The organism is Streptomyces sp. R21, assembly GCF_041051975.1.
Taxonomy (GTDB): Bacteria; Actinomycetota; Actinomycetes; order Streptomycetales; family Streptomycetaceae; genus Streptomyces.
In genome coordinates, this window is record NZ_CP163435.1 from 5,938,484 (window position 1) to 5,955,215 (window position 16,732).

Consider the following 16,732-nt stretch of genomic DNA (forward strand, 5'->3'; position numbering starts at 1 on the left):
ATGAGACGAGTGAAGTGTGGGGGGAGGAGCGCGCGGGTGAAGGCGCGCTGGGGCGGTGGCCGACCGGAGGTGCGGGTCGGAGGTGCGGGCCGGAGGTGCGGGACCGGCGTCAGCCGGTCTTCTTCCAGTCCTGGCAGCCCACCGTCTTGAAGTAGGCGTCACCGGCGCTGATGGTGACGACGGCCGTACCGGTCACGTTGTTGTTCGCCGCGATCGACTCCAGCGAGTGCGAGGCGTCCTTGGCGCGCTCCCAGTAGCAGGAGTCGTCCTTGTTCCCGGTGGACTTGTAGGTGCCGGGCGTGATGTCGGCGCCCACTCTGTGCATACCGCCGTCGCCCTTGATGGAGGAAGCGGGCGTGCCGGACGCCTTCGCGGGGACGGCCTCCCAGTCCTTGCAGCCGTTGGACTTGAAGAGCTTGTCGCTCGCCAGAATCGTCACGTAGCTGGTGCCGCTGACGTTGTCGTTGGAGATGATCGACTCCGGGTCGCCCGAGGCGTTCTTGGCGCGCTCCCAGTAGCACATGTCATCGGTGTTGCCGCTGGTCCGGTAGGTGCCGGGCTTGACGTCCGAGCCGACCTGGAAGTCGCCGTCCCCCGCGAACGCGACCTTCTTCTCGGCCTTGCCCGCCGCGGCGTCCGCCTTGGTGCCCCCCTTGGCGTCGGCCTTCTTCCCGGATTCGGGCCCGGCGGAGGCGGCGGAGCCCTTGCCGGTCTTGTCGGAGCCGTTGTCACTGTTGCCGCCGGCGTTGGCCGACACCACTCCGATGACGACGACACCCACGACGGCCCCCAGCGCGATCTTGCCCTTCATACCCATGACAGTCCCCTCCCCAAAGGGTGGCGGCCGCCTCTTTCCCGGCGGCCGCTCATCCGGTGGGTCAATAAGAACAGAGGCTGTGAACCGAGTCAACACGGTTCACAGGGTTGGATGTGTACACGGCTGTGAAGCGGTAGATCTTGCGTACGCCGCTATGCTCGACGCCACACACCAGGACGAGGGGAGCCGGGCGGGTGCAGGACAACGGGACAGAGGTGACCGCCGCCGGTATCGCGCGGCTCGCCGGGGTCGGCCGCGCGGCCGTCAGCAACTGGCGCCGCCGCCACGCCGACTTCCCCAAGCCCGTCGGCGGCACCGAGACCAGCCCCTCCTTCGCCCTCGCCGAGGTCGAGGAATGGCTGCGTGACCAGGGCAAACTCGCCGAGATCCCACTGCGCGAACGCGTCTGGCAGCAACTCGCCGGACACCCCGAGGGCCCCGTCACCGCCCTGATGCACGCCGGCTGCGCCCTGCTGCTCATCCACGACCGCCCCACCGTGTGGCTGGAGCTGAGCGCCGGCTCCGACGAACGCCTCGCCGCCCTGCTGCCGACCGCCCTCGACCAGGTGATCACGCCCCGTTTCGGCGTGGTTGCCCGCGACCGCGCTGTGAACACCCCGACCGGCCCGGAGCTCCTGCCCTCCGCCCCGCTGCTGCGCGGCGCGGCCGAGCTCGCCGCCGGACTGGGCGCCCGGCAGACGTACGAGTTCCTGCTCGGGCGGCATCTCGACGCCAGCCCGCGCCAGTACACGCTCACCCCGGGCGACCTCGCCGCGCTCATGGCCGACCTCGCGGGCCCGGCGCGCACGGCGCTCGACCCGGCGTGCGGCACGGGCGCCCTGCTGCGCGCCCTCGCGCCCCGGCCCGACCAGGAGCTCTACGGCCAGGACAGCGCCCCCGAACTCGCCGCGCTCGCCGGCCTGCGGCTCGCGCTGCACACCAAGGCGGCCGTCCGCACCGCCGCCCGCGACACCCTGCGCGCGGACGCCTACGAGACGCTGCGCGCCGACGCCGTGCTGTGCCACCCGCCGTTCAACGAACGCAACTGGGGCCACGACGAACTCGCCTACGACGCCCGCTGGGAGTACGGCTTCCCGGCCCGCACCGAGTCCGAACTGGCGTGGGTCCAGCACGCGCTGGCCCGCCTCAAGGAGGGCGGCACCGCCGTCGTCCTCATGCCGCCCGCCGCCGCCTCCCGCCGCTCCGGCCGCCGCATCCGCGCCGACCTGCTGCGCCGCGGCGCCCTGCGCGCCGTGATCGCCCTGCCGGTCGGCGCGGCACCCCCGTACAACATCCCGCTGCACCTGTGGGTGCTGCGCAGGCCGGACAAGCCCCCGGCGCAGCCCGAGGTGCTGCTCGCCGACACCGGCGCGCTGGCCGCCGACGGCCGGGGCGGGCTCGACTGGGAGGCCGTGCGCGGCGCGGTCCTGGACGCCTGGCGGCCGTTCGAGCGCACCGGCACGGCCGAGGAGCGGCCCGGGCTCAGCCGCTCGGTGCCCGTCATCGAACTCCTCGACGACGACGTCGACCTGGCCCCCGCCCGCCATCTGCCGCCCCCCGCCGAAGGCGGCGGCACCGAGCAACTCGAGGCTGTGCGCGAACACTTCGGCGAGACGCTCCGGCTGACCGCCGACCTCACCCCGGTGGCCGCCGACGAGGGGCGGTCCTCGCGCTGGCCGCTCATCACCGTCGGCGAACTCGCGCGTGGGGGCGCCCTGATGATGCGTACGGGCGGAATCGGGGCACCCGCGCGCGTGCCCGTGCTCACCGACCACGACGTCCTCGCCGGAACAGCCCCCTCCGGCACCCTCCCCGAAGGGGACGAGGAACCGGTGCTCGTGGCGGCGGGCGACGTGGTCGTGCCCGTGATCGGGGGCGGCTCCATCGCGCGCGTGGTCGACGACGCGACGGCGGGCGCCGCCCTGGGGCGCAACCTCGCCGTCCTGCGCCCCGATCCCACGGCGCTCGACCCCTGGTTCCTCGCCGGCTTCCTGCGCGGCACCGCCAACAACCGCCAGGCCAGCAGCTACGCGTCCACCGCCACCCGGCTCGACGTGCGCCGTCTCCAGGTGCCCCGGCTCCCGCTCGACCAGCAGCGCCGCTACGGCGAACGCTTCCGCGCGCTCGCCGAGTTCGAGGACGCGCTCCGGCGCGCGGGCCGCCTCGGCGAGCAACTCCTGCGCGGCATGTACGACGGTCTCACGGACGGGACGGTCGCGCCCGGCTGAGCCTGCCGCGACGCGTGGAGTGATCAGGCCGACAACGGTTCGGTACAACTCGGGACCGGTTGTCCTTGTCGGCCTATACGCTCGAAGCGACACTCGTGGGCTCGGCGTCCCGCGGCGTCGGCCCGTCCCCGTACGCCCACTTCAGGCACAGGAGCAGCCATGTACGGCCACGGCTACGCACAGCCGGTGAAGCAGCCGCCCGCGACCGGGTGGCTGGTCTTCCTGCGCGTGCTCCTCGTGGTGATCTCGGTGATGACCCTCGGCCTGCTCGACTGGATCATGCTGCTGCGGCTGGCCATCGTGACGCGCAAGTCAGTGGACTGGGGGCTGATGGTGGCCGCGATCGCGGCCGACGTCCTCAGCCTCGTCCTGATGGGCACCGAGCCCGGCGACGAGATCCACACGGCGGGCGGCTGGTTCGGCCTCTTCCTGCTCCTGGGCACGCTCGTGGCGACGATCGCGTACTACCTCGCTGCGGACGTACGCCACTACCACCAGCTCCGCTTCCCGGCCTACGCCCCGCAGTCCGCCTACGGATACCCGGGGCCCCAGCAGCAATCCGCGTCGCCCTACACCGCGACGACCGCGCCGCAGCACCCGATGACCCCGGTCTCCCCGATGCCGCCGGTGGCGCAGACGCCCCTGCCCCACACGCCGATACCGCAGCCGCCCCCGCAGTCCCCGGCGCCTCCGCAGCGCCCCGCGCCGGCCCGGATCGACCAGGTGCGCGCCGAACTCGACGAGCTCAGTGACTATCTGCGCAAGCAGGACGGGCACCACGAGGGCGGCAGGTGACCGTGGCGGCGGGACGTATCGTCGCCGGTCGTTATGAACTGTCCACGCTCATCGGACAGGGCGGCATGGGCCAGGTCTGGACGGCCTACGACCAGCGCCTCGACCGGCGTGTCGCGGTCAAGCTGCTGCGCCCCGACAAGGTCGCGGGCCAGGAGGCCGACGAGCTGCGCCGCCGCTTCGTGCGCGAGTGCCGGGTCACCGCCCAGGTCGACCACCCGGGCCTGGTCACGGTCCACGACGCGGGCAGCGCGGGCGAGGAGCTGTTCCTCGTCATGCAGTACGTCGACGGGGCCGACCTCTCCGACCACCTCGCCGAACACGACCCGTACCCCTGGCCGTGGGCCGTCGCGGTCGCCGCGCAACTGTGCGCCGTGCTGAGCGCCGTGCACGCCGTGCCGATCGTGCACCGTGACCTGAAGCCCCGCAACGTGATGGTCAAGCAGGACGGCACGGTCACCGTCCTCGACCTCGGTGTCGCGTCCGTCATGGACACCGACACCACGCGCCTGACCCACACCGGCTCGCCCATCGGCAGCCCCGCCTACATGGCGCCGGAGCAGGCGATGGGCGGCGCGGTCGGCCCGTACACCGACCTGTACGCGCTGGGCGTGCTGTTGCACGAACTCCTCAGCGGGGACGTGCCGTTCAGCGGTTCCACCGCCCTCGGCGTGCTGCACCGCCACCTCTACGAGCCGCCGCTCCCGGTGCGCCGGCTGCGTCCCGAGGTCCCGCCCGCCCTGGAGGCGCTCGTCCTGCGCCTGCTCTCCAAGGACCCGCAGCACCGCCCGGCCTCCGCGCAGGAGACGTACGAGGAACTGCTCCCGCTCCTCCCTGGGCGCGGCCTGCCGACCGGTGCCCCCCTGGACCCCACGCGCCCCTTCCTGCGCCCGCACGCCCCCTGGCCGGACCGCGCGCGCACCCCCGCGGCCCAGCCGCAGGCCGCCCCCGCCGTCGAGAAGGCCGATGTCGCGGGCGCCGTCGACGAGGTCAAGCGGCTGCTCGGCGAGGGCCGCATCACGCAGGCCGTCGACATCCTCGGCTCGATCCTCCCGGCCGCCGCGGCCGAGCACGGCGAGCACTCACCGGTCGTGCGCACCCTGCGCAAGCAGTACGCGGCCACCCTCATGGACGACGGCCAGTACCGGCGCGCGCTGCCCGAACTGCGCCGTCTCGCCGACGAACGCGCCGCCGAGGCAGGCCAGGCCGACCCGCAGTCACTGCGCTTCCGCTACGAGGCCGCACAGTGCCTGGAGCAGCTCGGCGAACCCGCCGCCGCCCTGTCCGAATACCGCGCCCTGCTGCCGTACTACGAGAACCAGTACGTCGCCGGGGACCCCGAGCTCTCCCTCGAAGTCCGCCGCCGCATCGGCCACTTGCTGCTCGCTCTCGGAGACCGCGGCGCCGCCCACGACACACTGGCCCGCCTGCTGCACGACGTGGACCGGCTGCGCGGCCCCGGGCACCCCATGGCGACGGAGATCCGGCGGACGCTGCAGTGGCTGGGGCAGGTGCGCGGGTAACACGCGCGCGGCCCGGTCGAGAACCCGAGAGGCGCGACGGTGCCCGAAGTCGCCGTGAATCGTTGGTTCTGGGACATCCCTTGCACGAAGTAGTCGGCGAAGGGGTGGCCGAGAGCTGGGCCACTGCCTAACATCGATCACCGCAAGACTTTGTGCACCGTCGCACAATCTCCTCGGGAGGCTTCCTTGCACCGCCGCCGTCGCACCGCGCTCATCCTCTCCGCCGCGATCGTCGCCGCGGCCCCCCTGCTCACCGCCTGCGGAAGCGAGGCGCACCCCGGTGCCGCGGCCGTGGTCGGCGGACAGCGGATCACGGTCGCGCAACTGGAGAGCCGGGTGAACGAGGTACGCGCGGCGCAGCGGGCCGCCACCAAGGACGACGCCCAGTACGAGCAGGCCATCGCCAAGACCGGCAGCCTCACCCGCGACACCCTGCACGGCATGGTCCTCGACCGTGTTCTGGACCGGGCCGCCAAGGACGCGGGCGTGAGCATCACCCGCAAGGACACCCAGCAGATGCGCACGGCCCTGGAACAGCAGGCGGGCGGCTCGAAGGCGCTTCAGACGGCCTGGCTCCAGCAGTACGGCGTGGCGCCGAGCCGCCTCGACGAGAGCCTCCGCACCGAGATCGAGGCCCAGAAGCTGGCCGCCGCGCTCGGCGTCGACATGAACACCAACGAGGGCAAGGCGACGTTCTGGAAGGCGATGTCCGCCTCCTCCCGGAAACTCGGCGTCGACCTCAACCCGCGCTATGGCGCCTGGGACGTCCAGAAGAGCAGCCGCGTCGACGCGAAGACGCCGTGGCTGCGCGAGGTGACGACGGCGACCCAGCAGCCGGCGTAGCCGCCCGGCCGACGGGAGCTGTGGATAAACGGTTCGGCCGCGACCGTACGGCTCGGGCGCCGGGCCTGTGGACAACTCGCGGGGCTGTCGGCGAGGTGGGTTACGTTCGAGGGGTGAACGCAACCAGCTTCGAAGGCGGAGACGACGTCGACGGTGCGGAGGCGAACGGGACCGCGCCCGACGCCACCGCATCCGACGCCCCTGCCCCCGGCCGCATCGTCCTGCTCACCACCAGCCACCGCGTCGCGCCCGGGCTGCTCTCCTGGGCCGCCTGGCAGGTCCTGCACAGCGCCGACCGCGTCCTGTGCGCCGACGGCGCGCACCCGCAGCTGCCGTACCTGCGCGAGGCGGGCATCACCGTCGACGAGACGTCGCCCACCGCCCAGGAGCTGGTCGACGCCGCGGCCGGTGGCCGCACCCTGGTCGTCGTCGCCACCGGCGAGGGCGAGCCGCGCCTGACCGACGGCCTCGCCCGCCTCGCCGGCACCGGCCGCATACAGATGCCCGACCTGGAGCTGCTCCCCGCCTCCTACGACCTTCCCGGCGCCCGCCTCCTCGACCTCGTCCAGGTCATGGACCGCATCCGCGCCGAGTGCCCCTGGTCGTCCCAGCAGACCCACAAGGGCCTCGCCAAGTACGGCATCGAGGAGGCGTACGAACTGGTCGAGGCGATCGAGGAGGGCGACCGGGACGAGCTGCGCGAGGAACTCGGCGACGTCCTGCTCCAGGTGGTCTTCCACGCGCGCATCGCGGAGGAAGGCCGCCCGGAGGACGGCGCGGAACCCTTCTCCATCGACGACGTGGCGGGCGGCATCGTCACGAAGCTGATCCACCGCCACCCGCACGTCTTCGGCGACGAGACGGCCACGACCCCCGAGGAGGTCAAGGAGCACTGGCTGCGCACCAAGGCAGTCGAGAAGCAGCGGACCTCCGTGACGGAGGGCGTCCCGCTCGGTCAGCCGGGCCTCGCCCTGGCGGCGAAGCTGTCCTCCCGCGCCCGCACGGCGGGACTCGACGTGCCGCTGCCACAGGGTGAGGGCATCGGCTACGAGCTGCTGGCTATAGCCGCGCGCGCCGAGGCGGAGGGTGTGGATCCGGAGGCCGCGCTGAGGGCGGCGGCACGGGTGTACCGAGACGCGATCCGCGCGACGGAGGGCTGACCCGGGGATACGGAGGGCTCACCTTGAGATTCGGAGGGCTCACTCCGGGATTCAGGGGGCTCACCCTGGGATTCGGGGGAGGAGCTACGCGTTCGGGGCGCGGCCCGACGGGTTGTGCCAGTTCGGCTGCGGCCGGTCGAGCAGCCACTCGGCGGTGCCCAGCGGCCGGGTGCGGCTCTGCCCGGTGGGCGGCAGGATGTCGTGGAAGATCCGCTCGGGCGCGGTGCCGAGCGTGGGCAGCGCCTCGCCGATCTCCTCGACGAGCTTGGGCGGACCGGCCAGATAGACGTCGTGCCGGGCCCAGTTGGCCCGGTTGCCCAGCGCGGTCAGCAGCCGCTCCGTCGCCTGGGCCTTGGGGCGGCCGGGCGCGGGGGTGATGAACGTGACGGCCAGCCACGGGAGGCGGGCCTGCAACCGCTCGACGGCGGAACGGTCGTAGAGCGAGGAAGTGTCACGTGCGACGAGAAACAACCGCGCTTCGGGGGCGGAGTCCCGGCTCCCGGTGTTACGGAGCCCGGTGGGCCTCCGGGCGGCGCCGCGCGCTCCGGGGGCGGCGGGCCCTCCCGGGCTTCCGGCGGCGCCTCCGGCTCTGACGGCGCCTCCGCCTCCGTCGGCCGTTCCGGCACTGGCAGCGCCTCCGCTTCCTCCCGCCGTCCCGGCTCCGCCGATCCCCCCGGCCTCATCGGCCCCGCCGGCTGCACCGGTGCCAACCCCGTCACGCTCGCCGTACTCCTCGTACGCCTCGTGCTCCTCACGCTCCTCGTACCCCTCGGCCAGCTGCTCCAGCAGTGCCTTGACCGGTGCCCAGCCCGTGCCGGCGGCGATGAAGGTGAGGGGGCGTCCCTCAGGGGCCCGGAGGACGAGGCTCCCGCCGGGGGCGCCGAGGCGGAGAGTGTCGCCCTTGCGGGTCTGCCGGACCAGGGCGGTGGAGAGGACGCCGTCCTCGACGAGGCTGATGTGCAGGTCGACGGTGTGGTCGGCGCGGGGCGCGTTGGCCAGCGAGTAGGGGCGCCAGATGCCGGGCAGGTGCGGGCAGTTGACGCTGACGTACTGGCCGGGGGTGTGGGGGAGCGGCCGGTGGGGGCGCAGGGTGAGGAGGACGAGGTCGTCGCCGTACCGGGTGCGGGCCACGACTTCGGCGTCCCACCACGGCGGTTCACCCTCGTGCTGAGCCTCCCAGGCGCCTTGCAGCATGACGTTGGTGATCGCCCCGTACGCCTCGCTCCAGGTCTTCTCGACCTCCGCGTTCCACGCCGACCCCGAGACGGTGGCGAACGCGGCGATCAGGCTGGCGCCCACGGCGGCGTAGTGGTCGGGCTCGGCGAGGTATTTGCGGTGGTCGCGCCCGAGGTCCCGTAAGTAGTGCGGCAGTGCCGGGTCCTCCAGCCGCTCCACGACATGGGTGAGTGCGGCGAACAGGCGGTCCCTCTGACGCTCCATGTCCTCCGGGAAGTCCAGCGGAAAGAGTCCGCGCACGTCCGGGTTGTGCCGGAACAGGTGCGAGTAGAAGTACTTGACCGCGAACTCGGCGCGTCTCTCGACGACCGCGAAGCTGGATCTGAGTATCTCGGGGTCCACGGCGCGACAGTAGGGATGCTTCGCGTCGCAGAGTCAACGAGTAGGCGATTCACGGACAGCCTGGGGCAAACCGTGCGGGGACGGGGGCGGGGCGGAACCGGGTGGAGCGGGCCGGGGACACACCGGGCGCGAAGAAGGGTCCCGCGCGGCGCCGGATACCGTCGGGGAGTGACCGACCAGCCAGCCTCCGCGAACCCTCCTGCGAACGCCCCCGCGAACTCCGGGAACACTCCGGCGCACGTCTCCGGGAACACCTCTCCCGACGTCGCGGACGATGCCTCCCCGGCCGCCGCCCCGGAGCTGTTCACCTGGGAGTTCGCCACCGATCCCTACCCCGCGTACGCCTGGCTGCGCGAGCACGCGCCCGTGCACCGGACCCGCCTGCCCAGCGGGGTGGAGGCGTGGCTGGTCACCCGGTACGCCGACGCCAAGCAGGCCCTCGCCGACGCGCGGCTCAGCAAGAATCCCGAACATCACGACGAGCCCGCGCACGCCAAGGGGAAGACCGGTATCCCCGGTGAGCGCAAGGCCGAGCTGATGACCCATCTGCTGAACATCGATCCGCCGGACCACACCCGGCTGAGGCGGCTGGTCAGCAAGGCGTTCACGCCCCGCCGTGTCGCCGAATTCGCGCCCCGCGTGCAGGAGTTGACCGACCAGCTCATCGACCAGTTCGCGCACAAGGGGTCCGCCGACCTCATCCACGACTTCGCGTTCCCGCTCCCCATCTACGCCATCTGCGACCTGCTCGGCGTTCCCCGCGAGGACCAGGACGACTTCCGGGACTGGGCGGGCATGATGATCCGGCACGGCGGCGGGCCGCGGGGCGGTGTGGCCCGGTCCGTGAAGAAGATGCGCGGATATCTCGCCGAGCTGATCCACCGCAAGCGCGAGGCCCTTCCCGAGCACCCCACCCCCGGCGAGGACCTGATCTCCGGCCTCATCCGCGCCTCCGACCACGGCGAGCACCTCACCGAGAACGAGGCCGCGGCGATGGCCTTCATCCTGCTGTTCGCAGGGTTCGAGACCACAGTGAATCTGGTGGGAAATGGGCTGTATGCCCTCCTCACCCACCCCGAGCAGCGGGCCGCCCTGCAGCAGTCCCTCGCCGCCGGCGAGAGCGGGCTGCTGGAGACCGGAATCGAGGAACTCCTCCGCTACGACGGCCCCGTCGAACTGGCGACCTGGCGGTTCGCCACCGAACCCGTCACCCTCGGCGGGCAGCACATCGCGCCCGGAGACCCTGTGCTCGTCGTCCTCGCGGCCGCCGACCGCGACCCCGAGCGGTTCGATCAGCCGGACACGCTCGACCTCACCCGCCGGGACAACCAGCACCTGGGATATGGGCACGGCATCCACTACTGCCTCGGCGCACCGCTCGCCCGTCTGGAGGGCCAGACCGCGCTGGCCACTCTTCTCACCCGCCTCCCCGACCTGCAACTCGGGGTGGATTCCACCGATTTGCGCTGGCGCGGCGGACTCATCATGCGCGGCCTGCGCACGCTCCCCGTGGAGTTCACCGCCGACCGGTAGGGGCCTATACGTGCACGCCAGAGGTGCCGAAACCTGACACACCCTCAACTCTGTGATCTTCACGTGATCTACGCTGCATCGACTTGTGACAAGCGTTCGAGTGCGGATACGTTCACTCGTCAACGCGGCCCACCAGTCGCGGTAGTTATCTGCTGTCACGCGAAAGGCTTCCGCATGCTCTCCGGGAACGGCCGTCACCGTCGCCCCCGTCAGGCCCCGGCTCTCATCGTCGCGGCAGGAGTGACCGGATCGGCCATCGCCATCCCGTTGCTCGGTGCCACCGGTGCGCACGCGGCCGACGGCACCACATGGGACCGTGTCGCGGAGTGCGAGAGCGGTGGATCCTGGAGTGCCAACGACGGCAACGGGTACTACGGCGGGCTCCAGTTGACCCAGGAGAACTGGGAGAAGTACGGCGGCCTCGCCTACGCGGCGACCGCCGACCAGGCCAGCCGCTCGCAGCAGATAGCCGTCGCCGAGAAGGTTCTCGACGCCAAGGGGCTGACCGCCTGGCCCACCTGCGGTCCGCTCTCCGGGCTCAGCAAGTCCTCGGGCTCGATCGCCGTCGATACGGGCGTGGCGGGTGACTCGTCCAAGTCCTCCGGATCATCCGATTCATCGGATTCATCGGATTCGTCGAGTTCATCCGATTCCGGCACCGGCTCCTCGGGCCTCTCCGGCTCCTCGTCCGACGCGAAGTCCGACGCGACTCAGGATTCGACGAAGTCCGACACGTCCGGCGCGGTCGACGCGTCCGGCACGGTCGACGGCGACTCGGGCGACTCCGGAAACTCCAAGGATTCGGACAGCGCGGCCACAGAAACGAAAAAGAGTGACAAGTCGGACAAGTCCGGCCAGAACGGCGACTCTTCGGACACGTCCGGGACCGCGACATCCGAATCCGGCTCCGGCTCCGGGCGCCACCGCGGCGGCAGTGCCGGTGAGGAGGCGACCGACGGTGCCACTGACGGTCGTAGCGGCGACGCATCGGGCCGTCACGCCTCGCGCGGCTCCGACGCCTCACGCGACGCGACGGACGGCTCGTACGTCGTGCGCGCCGGGGACAGTCTGTGGTCCATCGCCGACTCCCTTGACCTCAAGGGCGGATGGTCCGAGTTGTACGCCGCGAACGAGAAGGCGCTCGGTACCGACCCGGACCTCATCCTCCCCGGCCAGAAGCTTGAGCTGGACGACTCCGAAGCGGTGACCAAGTAGCGGTCATCCGGCGAATCGGGCGAAATCCAGCGGTAGTTCAGGTCATGGTTCGAGCTGGAATGTCCGGTTTGGTGAGAGTGAGACATGAGTCTCAGAAGCCCTGATCGTCTTTGAAATTCCGGCGATCGCGTGTCTACGGTCGTGACTGCTCGCCACAGTGGGCACCCACGGTCGCAACGCCGAATCCTGCCAACGGCCGTACGGGAACAGTCGTCGCGTCAAGCGCCGTAGGCAGGAGCGGGGGACCCAAGGTAAGTGCCGGGACCGGTCATTGAGGCCGGAACCGGCTTGGGGTGAAGCCGCACACCACTGGTGTGCGGCCGGGCAACTCAACCGGCCCGAACCCGACAGCTCACCTCGCAGGCGTCGGTGAGGGGATCTCTCATGCTGTTTTCCAGCAAGGGCAAGCACCGCCGCCCGTCCAAGGCCACCCGTGTCGCCACGCTCGCCGGTGTCACCGGCGTCGCCATCGCCGCTCCGCTGATGGCCTCCGGCACCGCCTCCGCCGCCACCGCCTCCGAGTGGGACGCCGTCGCCTCCTGCGAGTCCGGCGGCAACTGGTCGATCAACACCGGCAACGGTTACTACGGCGGCCTCCAGTTCTCCTCGTCCACGTGGGCCGCGTACGGCGGCACCGCGTACGCCTCCTCCGCCGACCAGGCCTCCAAGTCCGAGCAGATAGCGGTCGCCGAGAAGGTCCTCGCCTCGCAGGGCAAGGGCGCCTGGCCGAGCTGTGGCGTGGGCCTGTCGGGTGCCTCGACCGGCGCCAGCACCTCCACGGACAGCGGCTCCGGCTCGCAGGGCACCACCCAGTCGCAGCAGCAGAGCACCACGACGACCGAGCAGCACGCCTCGCGTTCGCAGGAGCGTCCCGCCGCCAAGAAGACCGTCGAGACCCCGACCGGCAAGAAGGTCAAGAAGGGTGACGGCGAGTACAAGGTGAAGAAGGGCGACACCCTCAGCTCGATCGCCGAGAAGAAGCACGTCAAGGGTGGCTGGCAGAAGCTGTTCAAGCTGAACGACGACATCATCGACGACGCGGACTTCATCTACCCGGGTCAGCAGCTTCACCTCAGCTGAACCACAGCGCTCTCCCATACGTGGCCTTCATAGTGAAGGCCACGTGAGGGTCCCCCCCCGTCCCCACGGGCTCCCCGCTCCGGTGCGTGTTCCCCCGTACGCACCGGAGCGGGGCTTTTTTTATCGCCCTCTTGGCTGCTCTTCGTTCCTTTTTTGTTCCGTTCTGGAACAATGTTTACCCTGAGTTCTGCTCAAGGTGTGGTCGACCGGCTGGCCGATCCCCCTGAGCCGGTTAGGCTCATCCCGCAGGACTGGCAAAGTCCTGTGTACCCGCGTCACATCCCAGAAGGAGATGCTCGTGCCGTCCATCGACGTCGTCGTAGCCCGGGAAATCCTCGACTCGCGAGGGAACCCCACCGTCGAGGTCGAGGTCGGCCTCGACGACGGCAGCACCGGTCGTGCCGCCGTCCCGTCCGGCGCCTCCACGGGCGCCTTCGAGGCCATCGAGCTTCGCGACGGTGACCCGAACCGCTACCAGGGCAAGGGTGTCGAGAAGGCCGTCCTCGCGGTCATCGAGCAGATCGGCCCGGAGCTCGTCGGTTACGACGCCACCGAGCAGCGCCTGATCGACCAGGCGATGTTCGACCTGGACGCCACCGACAACAAGGGCTCGCTCGGCGCCAACGCCATCCTCGGTGTCTCCCTCGCCGTCGCGCACGCCGCCTCCGAGGCCAGCGACCTCCCCCTCTTCCGCTACCTGGGCGGCCCGAACGCGCACCTGCTGCCCGTTCCGATGATGAACATCCTGAACGGCGGGTCGCACGCCGACTCGAACGTGGACATCCAGGAGTTCATGATCGCCCCGATCGGCGCGGAGACCTTCTCCGAGGCGCTGCGCTGGGGCGCCGAGGTCTACCACACCCTCAAGAAGGTGCTGAAGACCAAGGGCCTGTCCACCGGCCTGGGCGACGAGGGCGGCTTCGCGCCGAACCTGGAGTCCAACCGCGCCGCGCTCGACCTGATCGTCGAGGCCATCAAGCAGGCCGGTTACGTCCCCGGTGAGCAGATCGCGCTCGCGCTCGACGTCGCCGCGTCCGAGTTCTACAAGGACGGCAAGTACGAGTTCGAGGGCAAGTCCCGCTCGGCCGCCGAGATGACCGAGTACTACGAGGAGCTCGTCTCCGCGTACCCGCTGGTCTCCATCGAGGACCCGCTGTACGAGGACGACTGGGCCGGCTGGAAGGTCATCACCGACAAGCTGGGCGACAAGGTCCAGATCGTCGGCGACGACCTCTTCGTCACCAACCCGGAGCGCCTGGCCCGCGGCATCGAGGAGGGCTCCGCGAACGCCCTGCTCGTCAAGGTCAACCAGATCGGTTCGCTGACCGAGACCCTGGACGCCGTCGAGCTGGCCCAGCGCAACGGCTTCAAGTGCATGATGTCCCACCGCTCCGGCGAGACCGAGGACGTCACCATCGCCGACCTCGCGGTCGCCGTGAACTGCGGTCAGATCAAGACCGGCGCCCCGGCCCGCTCGGACCGCGTCGCCAAGTACAACCAGCTCCTGCGCATCGAGGAGATCCTCGACGACGCCGCGGTGTACGCCGGCCGCAGCGCGTTCCCCCGCTTCAAGGGCTGAGCCTCGAAGCAGTAGGCAGTAGGAAGCGTCGTACGTACGTCCCCGTACCCGGTCCCGTACCGTGTGCGGGGACGTACGCGCGTGTGAACCGGGACGAACGGGAGGCGGGGACGATGGCCGTGAAGGACCGGGACCGGTTCTCCACCGCGACCAGGCTGCGGGTGCTCGGCGAGCAGACGGCGGCCCGGGTCTACCGCTCCCAGACCAAACGCCAGGCCCGCCGCTCCCGGCTGACGGGCCGGGCAGCGCTCCTCGCCCTCGTCCTGTGCACGCTGGTCGTGGCTCTCGCGTACCCGATAAGGCAGTACGTCTCCCAGCGCGCCGAGATCTCCGACCAGCAGCGGGAGCAGCAGCAGGCCCGGCAGCGGGTCGAGCAGCTGCGCGACCTCAAGGCACGCTGGCAGGACGACGCGTACGCGCAGCAGCAGATCCGGCAGCGGCTGCACTACGTCCTGCCGGGCGAGACCGGTTTCATCGTGATCGATCCGGACGCGGCGAAGCAGTCCCGCACCGACCAGGGGGCCGCCGACCGCCCCTGGTACTCGAACGTCTGGGACGGCGTGGACAAGTCCGACGCCGCCGACCAGTGACTCAGCAAGCACGTAAGTAAGCGAGAAAAGAACAGGTATGCAGACGCCTCCGCCGCCCACCCCGCGCACCGAGCCCACCGACGCGGACGTCGAGGCCTTCAAGCAGCAGCTCGGCCGTCCGCCGCGCGGGCTGCGCGCGATCGCGCACCGCTGCCCCTGCGGCCAGCCGGACGTCGTAGAGACGGCTCCCAAGCTGCCGGACGGCACGCCGTTCCCGACGACGTACTACCTGACGTGCCCGCGGGCCGCCTCCGCGATCGGGACGCTGGAGGCCAACGGGGTCATGAAGGAGATGACGGAGCGGCTGGGAGCCGATCCCGAGCTGGCCGCGGCGTACCGTGCCGCGCACGAGGACTACATCGCGCGGCGCGACTCCATCGAGGTGCTGGAGGGCTTCCCCAGTGCGGGCGGCATGCCGGACCGGGTGAAGTGCCTGCACGTGCTGGTGGCGCACTCGCTGGCCGCGGGCCCCGGGGTGAACCCGCTCGGCGACGAGGCGCTGGCGATGCTGCCGGAGTGGTGGAGCAAGGGCGCGTGTGTGGTGACGGCGGAGGAGGACGACAAGTGACCCGGGTCGCCGCCATCGACTGCGGTACGAACTCCATCCGGCTGCTCGTCGCCGACGCCGACCCGGAGACGGGCGAACTCGTCGACCTGGACCGGCGCATGACGATCGTCCGCCTCGGCCAGGGAGTCGACCGCACCGGCCGTCTCGCCCCCGAGGCCCTGGAGCGGACCTTCGCGGCCTGCCGGGAGTACGCGGCGATCATCAAGGAGCATGGCGCCGAGCGACTCCGTTTCGTGGCGACGTCGGCCTCCCGGGACGCCGAGAACCGCGACGAGTTCGTGCGCGGGGTCCTGGACATCCTGGGCGTCGAGCCCGAGGTGATCAGCGGCGACCAGGAGGCGGAGTTCTCCTTCACGGGCGCGACCAGGGAACTGATGGGCCGCGACGACCTCGCGAAGCCGTACCTGGTCGTGGACATCGGCGGCGGCTCGACCGAGTTCGTCGTCGGCGACGGTCATGTGCGCGGGGCGCGCTCGGTCGACATCGGCTGCGTACGGATGACCGAGCGCCACCTCGTGCACGACGGCGCCGTCACCGATCCTCCGACGCCCGCTCAGATCGACGCGATGCGCGCCGACATCGAGGCCGCGCTGGACCTCGCCGAGCAGGTCGTACCGCTGCACGAGGCGCACACGCTGGTCGGCCTCGCCGGGTCGGTGACCACGGTGTCCGCCATCGCCCAGGAACTCCCCGAGTACGACCCCACCGCCATCCATCACTCCCGCATCTCCCACGACCGCGTCCGCGAGATCACCGACTGGCTCCTGGCCTCCACCCACGCCGAGCGCACCGCGATCCCCTCGATGCACCCGGGCCGCGTGGACGTCATCGCGGCGGGCGCCCTGGTGCTGCTCTCGATCATGGAGCGGATCGGCGCGAGCGAGGTCGTGGTGAGCGAGCACGACATCCTCGACGGGATCGCCTGGTCGATCGCGTAAGCCATGGGCGGGGATGCCTCGGGCCGGGATTCCGGTGGCGTAGGTCTCGATTGCTACTCATCAGTAGCCTCGGCTGAGCTGGTCGGATAACGTATGAGCGCGTCCGAGGGGCCTGGAAAACGCCCTCGGCGACGCCCCGTCGGAAAACTTCGTGAAGTTCTTCACAAGAGAATCGGCCCTGTGGGGCGCGGAATTGGCCCTGGTGGCCCTTCCGGGGTGCTCGGGGGGCCTGGGAGCGTGCTCGGTGGAGCGATCCGCGAGTGTTTCCCGAGGGGGGAGCGGGACACT

14 protein-coding genes and 1 riboswitch are annotated in these 16,732 nt (G+C 71.0%); of the genes, 12 read left to right on the forward strand and 2 right to left on the reverse strand.

Features of this window, described 5'->3' with window-relative positions; genetic code table 11:
- Positions 1-109: 109 nt before the first annotated feature.
- On the reverse strand, positions 110-817 hold the full coding sequence (locus AB5J56_RS26640) for a hypothetical protein (RefSeq protein WP_369235724.1): 708 nt from the start codon (positions 815-817) through the stop codon (positions 110-112).
- A 194-nt stretch (positions 818-1,011) separates the two neighbouring features.
- Between AB5J56_RS26640 and AB5J56_RS26645 the strand changes: the two genes are divergently transcribed.
- The 5 genes from AB5J56_RS26645 (at position 1,012) to AB5J56_RS26665 (ending at position 7,363) form a co-directional block, all read left to right on the forward strand.
- Positions 1,012-3,045 (forward strand): N-6 DNA methylase, encoded by a 2,034-nt coding sequence (locus AB5J56_RS26645; RefSeq protein WP_369235726.1) that lies wholly within the window; start codon positions 1,012-1,014, stop codon positions 3,043-3,045.
- Positions 3,046-3,204: 159 nt separating this feature from the next.
- Positions 3,205-3,840 (forward strand): hypothetical protein, encoded by a 636-nt coding sequence (locus AB5J56_RS26650; protein ID WP_369235728.1) that lies wholly within the window; start codon positions 3,205-3,207, stop codon positions 3,838-3,840.
- A gap of 38 nt (positions 3,841-3,878) precedes the next feature.
- A complete protein-coding gene (locus tag AB5J56_RS26655; protein WP_369242803.1) occupies positions 3,879-5,360 on the forward strand; it encodes a protein kinase in 1,482 nt (493 codons plus the stop codon).
- Between the two features lie 186 nt (positions 5,361-5,546).
- Positions 5,547-6,203 (forward strand): SurA N-terminal domain-containing protein, encoded by a 657-nt coding sequence (locus AB5J56_RS26660; protein WP_369235730.1) that lies wholly within the window; start codon positions 5,547-5,549, stop codon positions 6,201-6,203.
- A 113-nt stretch (positions 6,204-6,316) separates the two neighbouring features.
- Positions 6,317-7,363, forward strand: a complete 1,047-nt coding sequence (locus AB5J56_RS26665; RefSeq protein ID WP_369235732.1) for a nucleoside triphosphate pyrophosphohydrolase — start codon at positions 6,317-6,319, stop codon at positions 7,361-7,363.
- Positions 7,364-7,447: 84 nt separating this feature from the next.
- On the opposite strand, the gene AB5J56_RS26670 is transcribed toward AB5J56_RS26665, so the two are convergent.
- Complete coding sequence (locus AB5J56_RS26670) at positions 7,448-8,941, reverse strand: globin domain-containing protein (RefSeq protein WP_369235734.1); 1,494 nt, start codon at positions 8,939-8,941, stop codon at positions 7,448-7,450.
- A gap of 300 nt (positions 8,942-9,241) precedes the next feature.
- On the opposite strand from AB5J56_RS26670, the gene AB5J56_RS26675 reads away from it, so the two are divergent.
- The 7 genes from AB5J56_RS26675 to AB5J56_RS26705 all read left to right on the forward strand — a co-directional run bounded on the left by AB5J56_RS26675 (position 9,242) and on the right by AB5J56_RS26705 (position 16,444).
- Positions 9,242-10,474 (forward strand): cytochrome P450, encoded by a 1,233-nt coding sequence (locus tag AB5J56_RS26675; RefSeq protein ID WP_369242805.1) that lies wholly within the window; start codon positions 9,242-9,244, stop codon positions 10,472-10,474.
- A 240-nt stretch (positions 10,475-10,714) separates the two neighbouring features.
- Entirely contained in the window at positions 10,715-11,689 is a 975-nt protein-coding gene (locus AB5J56_RS26680; protein WP_369235736.1) for a transglycosylase family protein, read from the forward strand.
- A gap of 213 nt (positions 11,690-11,902) precedes the next feature.
- Positions 11,903-12,070, forward strand: a riboswitch (cyclic di-AMP (ydaO/yuaA leader).
- Positions 12,071-12,073: 3 nt separating this feature from the next.
- Entirely contained in the window at positions 12,074-12,769 is a 696-nt protein-coding gene (locus AB5J56_RS26685) for a transglycosylase family protein (protein WP_369235738.1), read from the forward strand.
- A gap of 292 nt (positions 12,770-13,061) precedes the next feature.
- Entirely contained in the window at positions 13,062-14,348 is a 1,287-nt protein-coding gene (eno, locus tag AB5J56_RS26690; RefSeq protein ID WP_369235740.1) for a phosphopyruvate hydratase, read from the forward strand.
- 113 nt (positions 14,349-14,461) lie between these two features.
- Positions 14,462-14,938, forward strand: a complete 477-nt coding sequence (locus tag AB5J56_RS26695) for a septum formation initiator family protein (protein WP_369235742.1) — start codon at positions 14,462-14,464, stop codon at positions 14,936-14,938.
- 37 nt (positions 14,939-14,975) lie between these two features.
- Positions 14,976-15,506 carry a DUF501 domain-containing protein gene (locus tag AB5J56_RS26700; RefSeq protein ID WP_369235744.1) on the forward strand — a complete coding sequence of 177 codons (531 nt, stop codon included), beginning with the start codon at positions 14,976-14,978 and terminating at the stop codon, positions 15,504-15,506.
- Positions 15,503-16,444, forward strand: a complete 942-nt coding sequence (locus AB5J56_RS26705) for an exopolyphosphatase (protein ID WP_369235746.1) — start codon at positions 15,503-15,505, stop codon at positions 16,442-16,444. Before AB5J56_RS26700 ends, AB5J56_RS26705 begins: the two co-directional genes overlap by 4 nt.
- Positions 16,445-16,732 lie beyond the last annotated feature (288 nt).

Bases quoted from the DNA above. Each gene is read 5' to 3' on its own strand.
- AB5J56_RS26640 (WP_369235724.1), bottom strand. From the start codon at position 817: ATGGGTATGAAGGGCAAGATCGCGCTGGGGGCCGTCGTGGGTGTCGTC.
- AB5J56_RS26700 (WP_369235744.1), top strand. From the start codon at position 14,976: ATGCAGACGCCTCCGCCGCCCACCCCGCGCACCGAGCCCACCGACGCG.
- eno (WP_369235740.1), top strand. From the start codon at position 13,062: ATGCTCGTGCCGTCCATCGACGTCGTCGTAGCCCGGGAAATCCTCGAC.
- AB5J56_RS26650 (WP_369235728.1), top strand. From the start codon at position 3,205: ATGTACGGCCACGGCTACGCACAGCCGGTGAAGCAGCCGCCCGCGACC.
- AB5J56_RS26695 (WP_369235742.1), top strand. From the start codon at position 14,462: ATGGCCGTGAAGGACCGGGACCGGTTCTCCACCGCGACCAGGCTGCGG.
- AB5J56_RS26685 (WP_369235738.1), top strand. From the start codon at position 12,074: ATGCTGTTTTCCAGCAAGGGCAAGCACCGCCGCCCGTCCAAGGCCACC.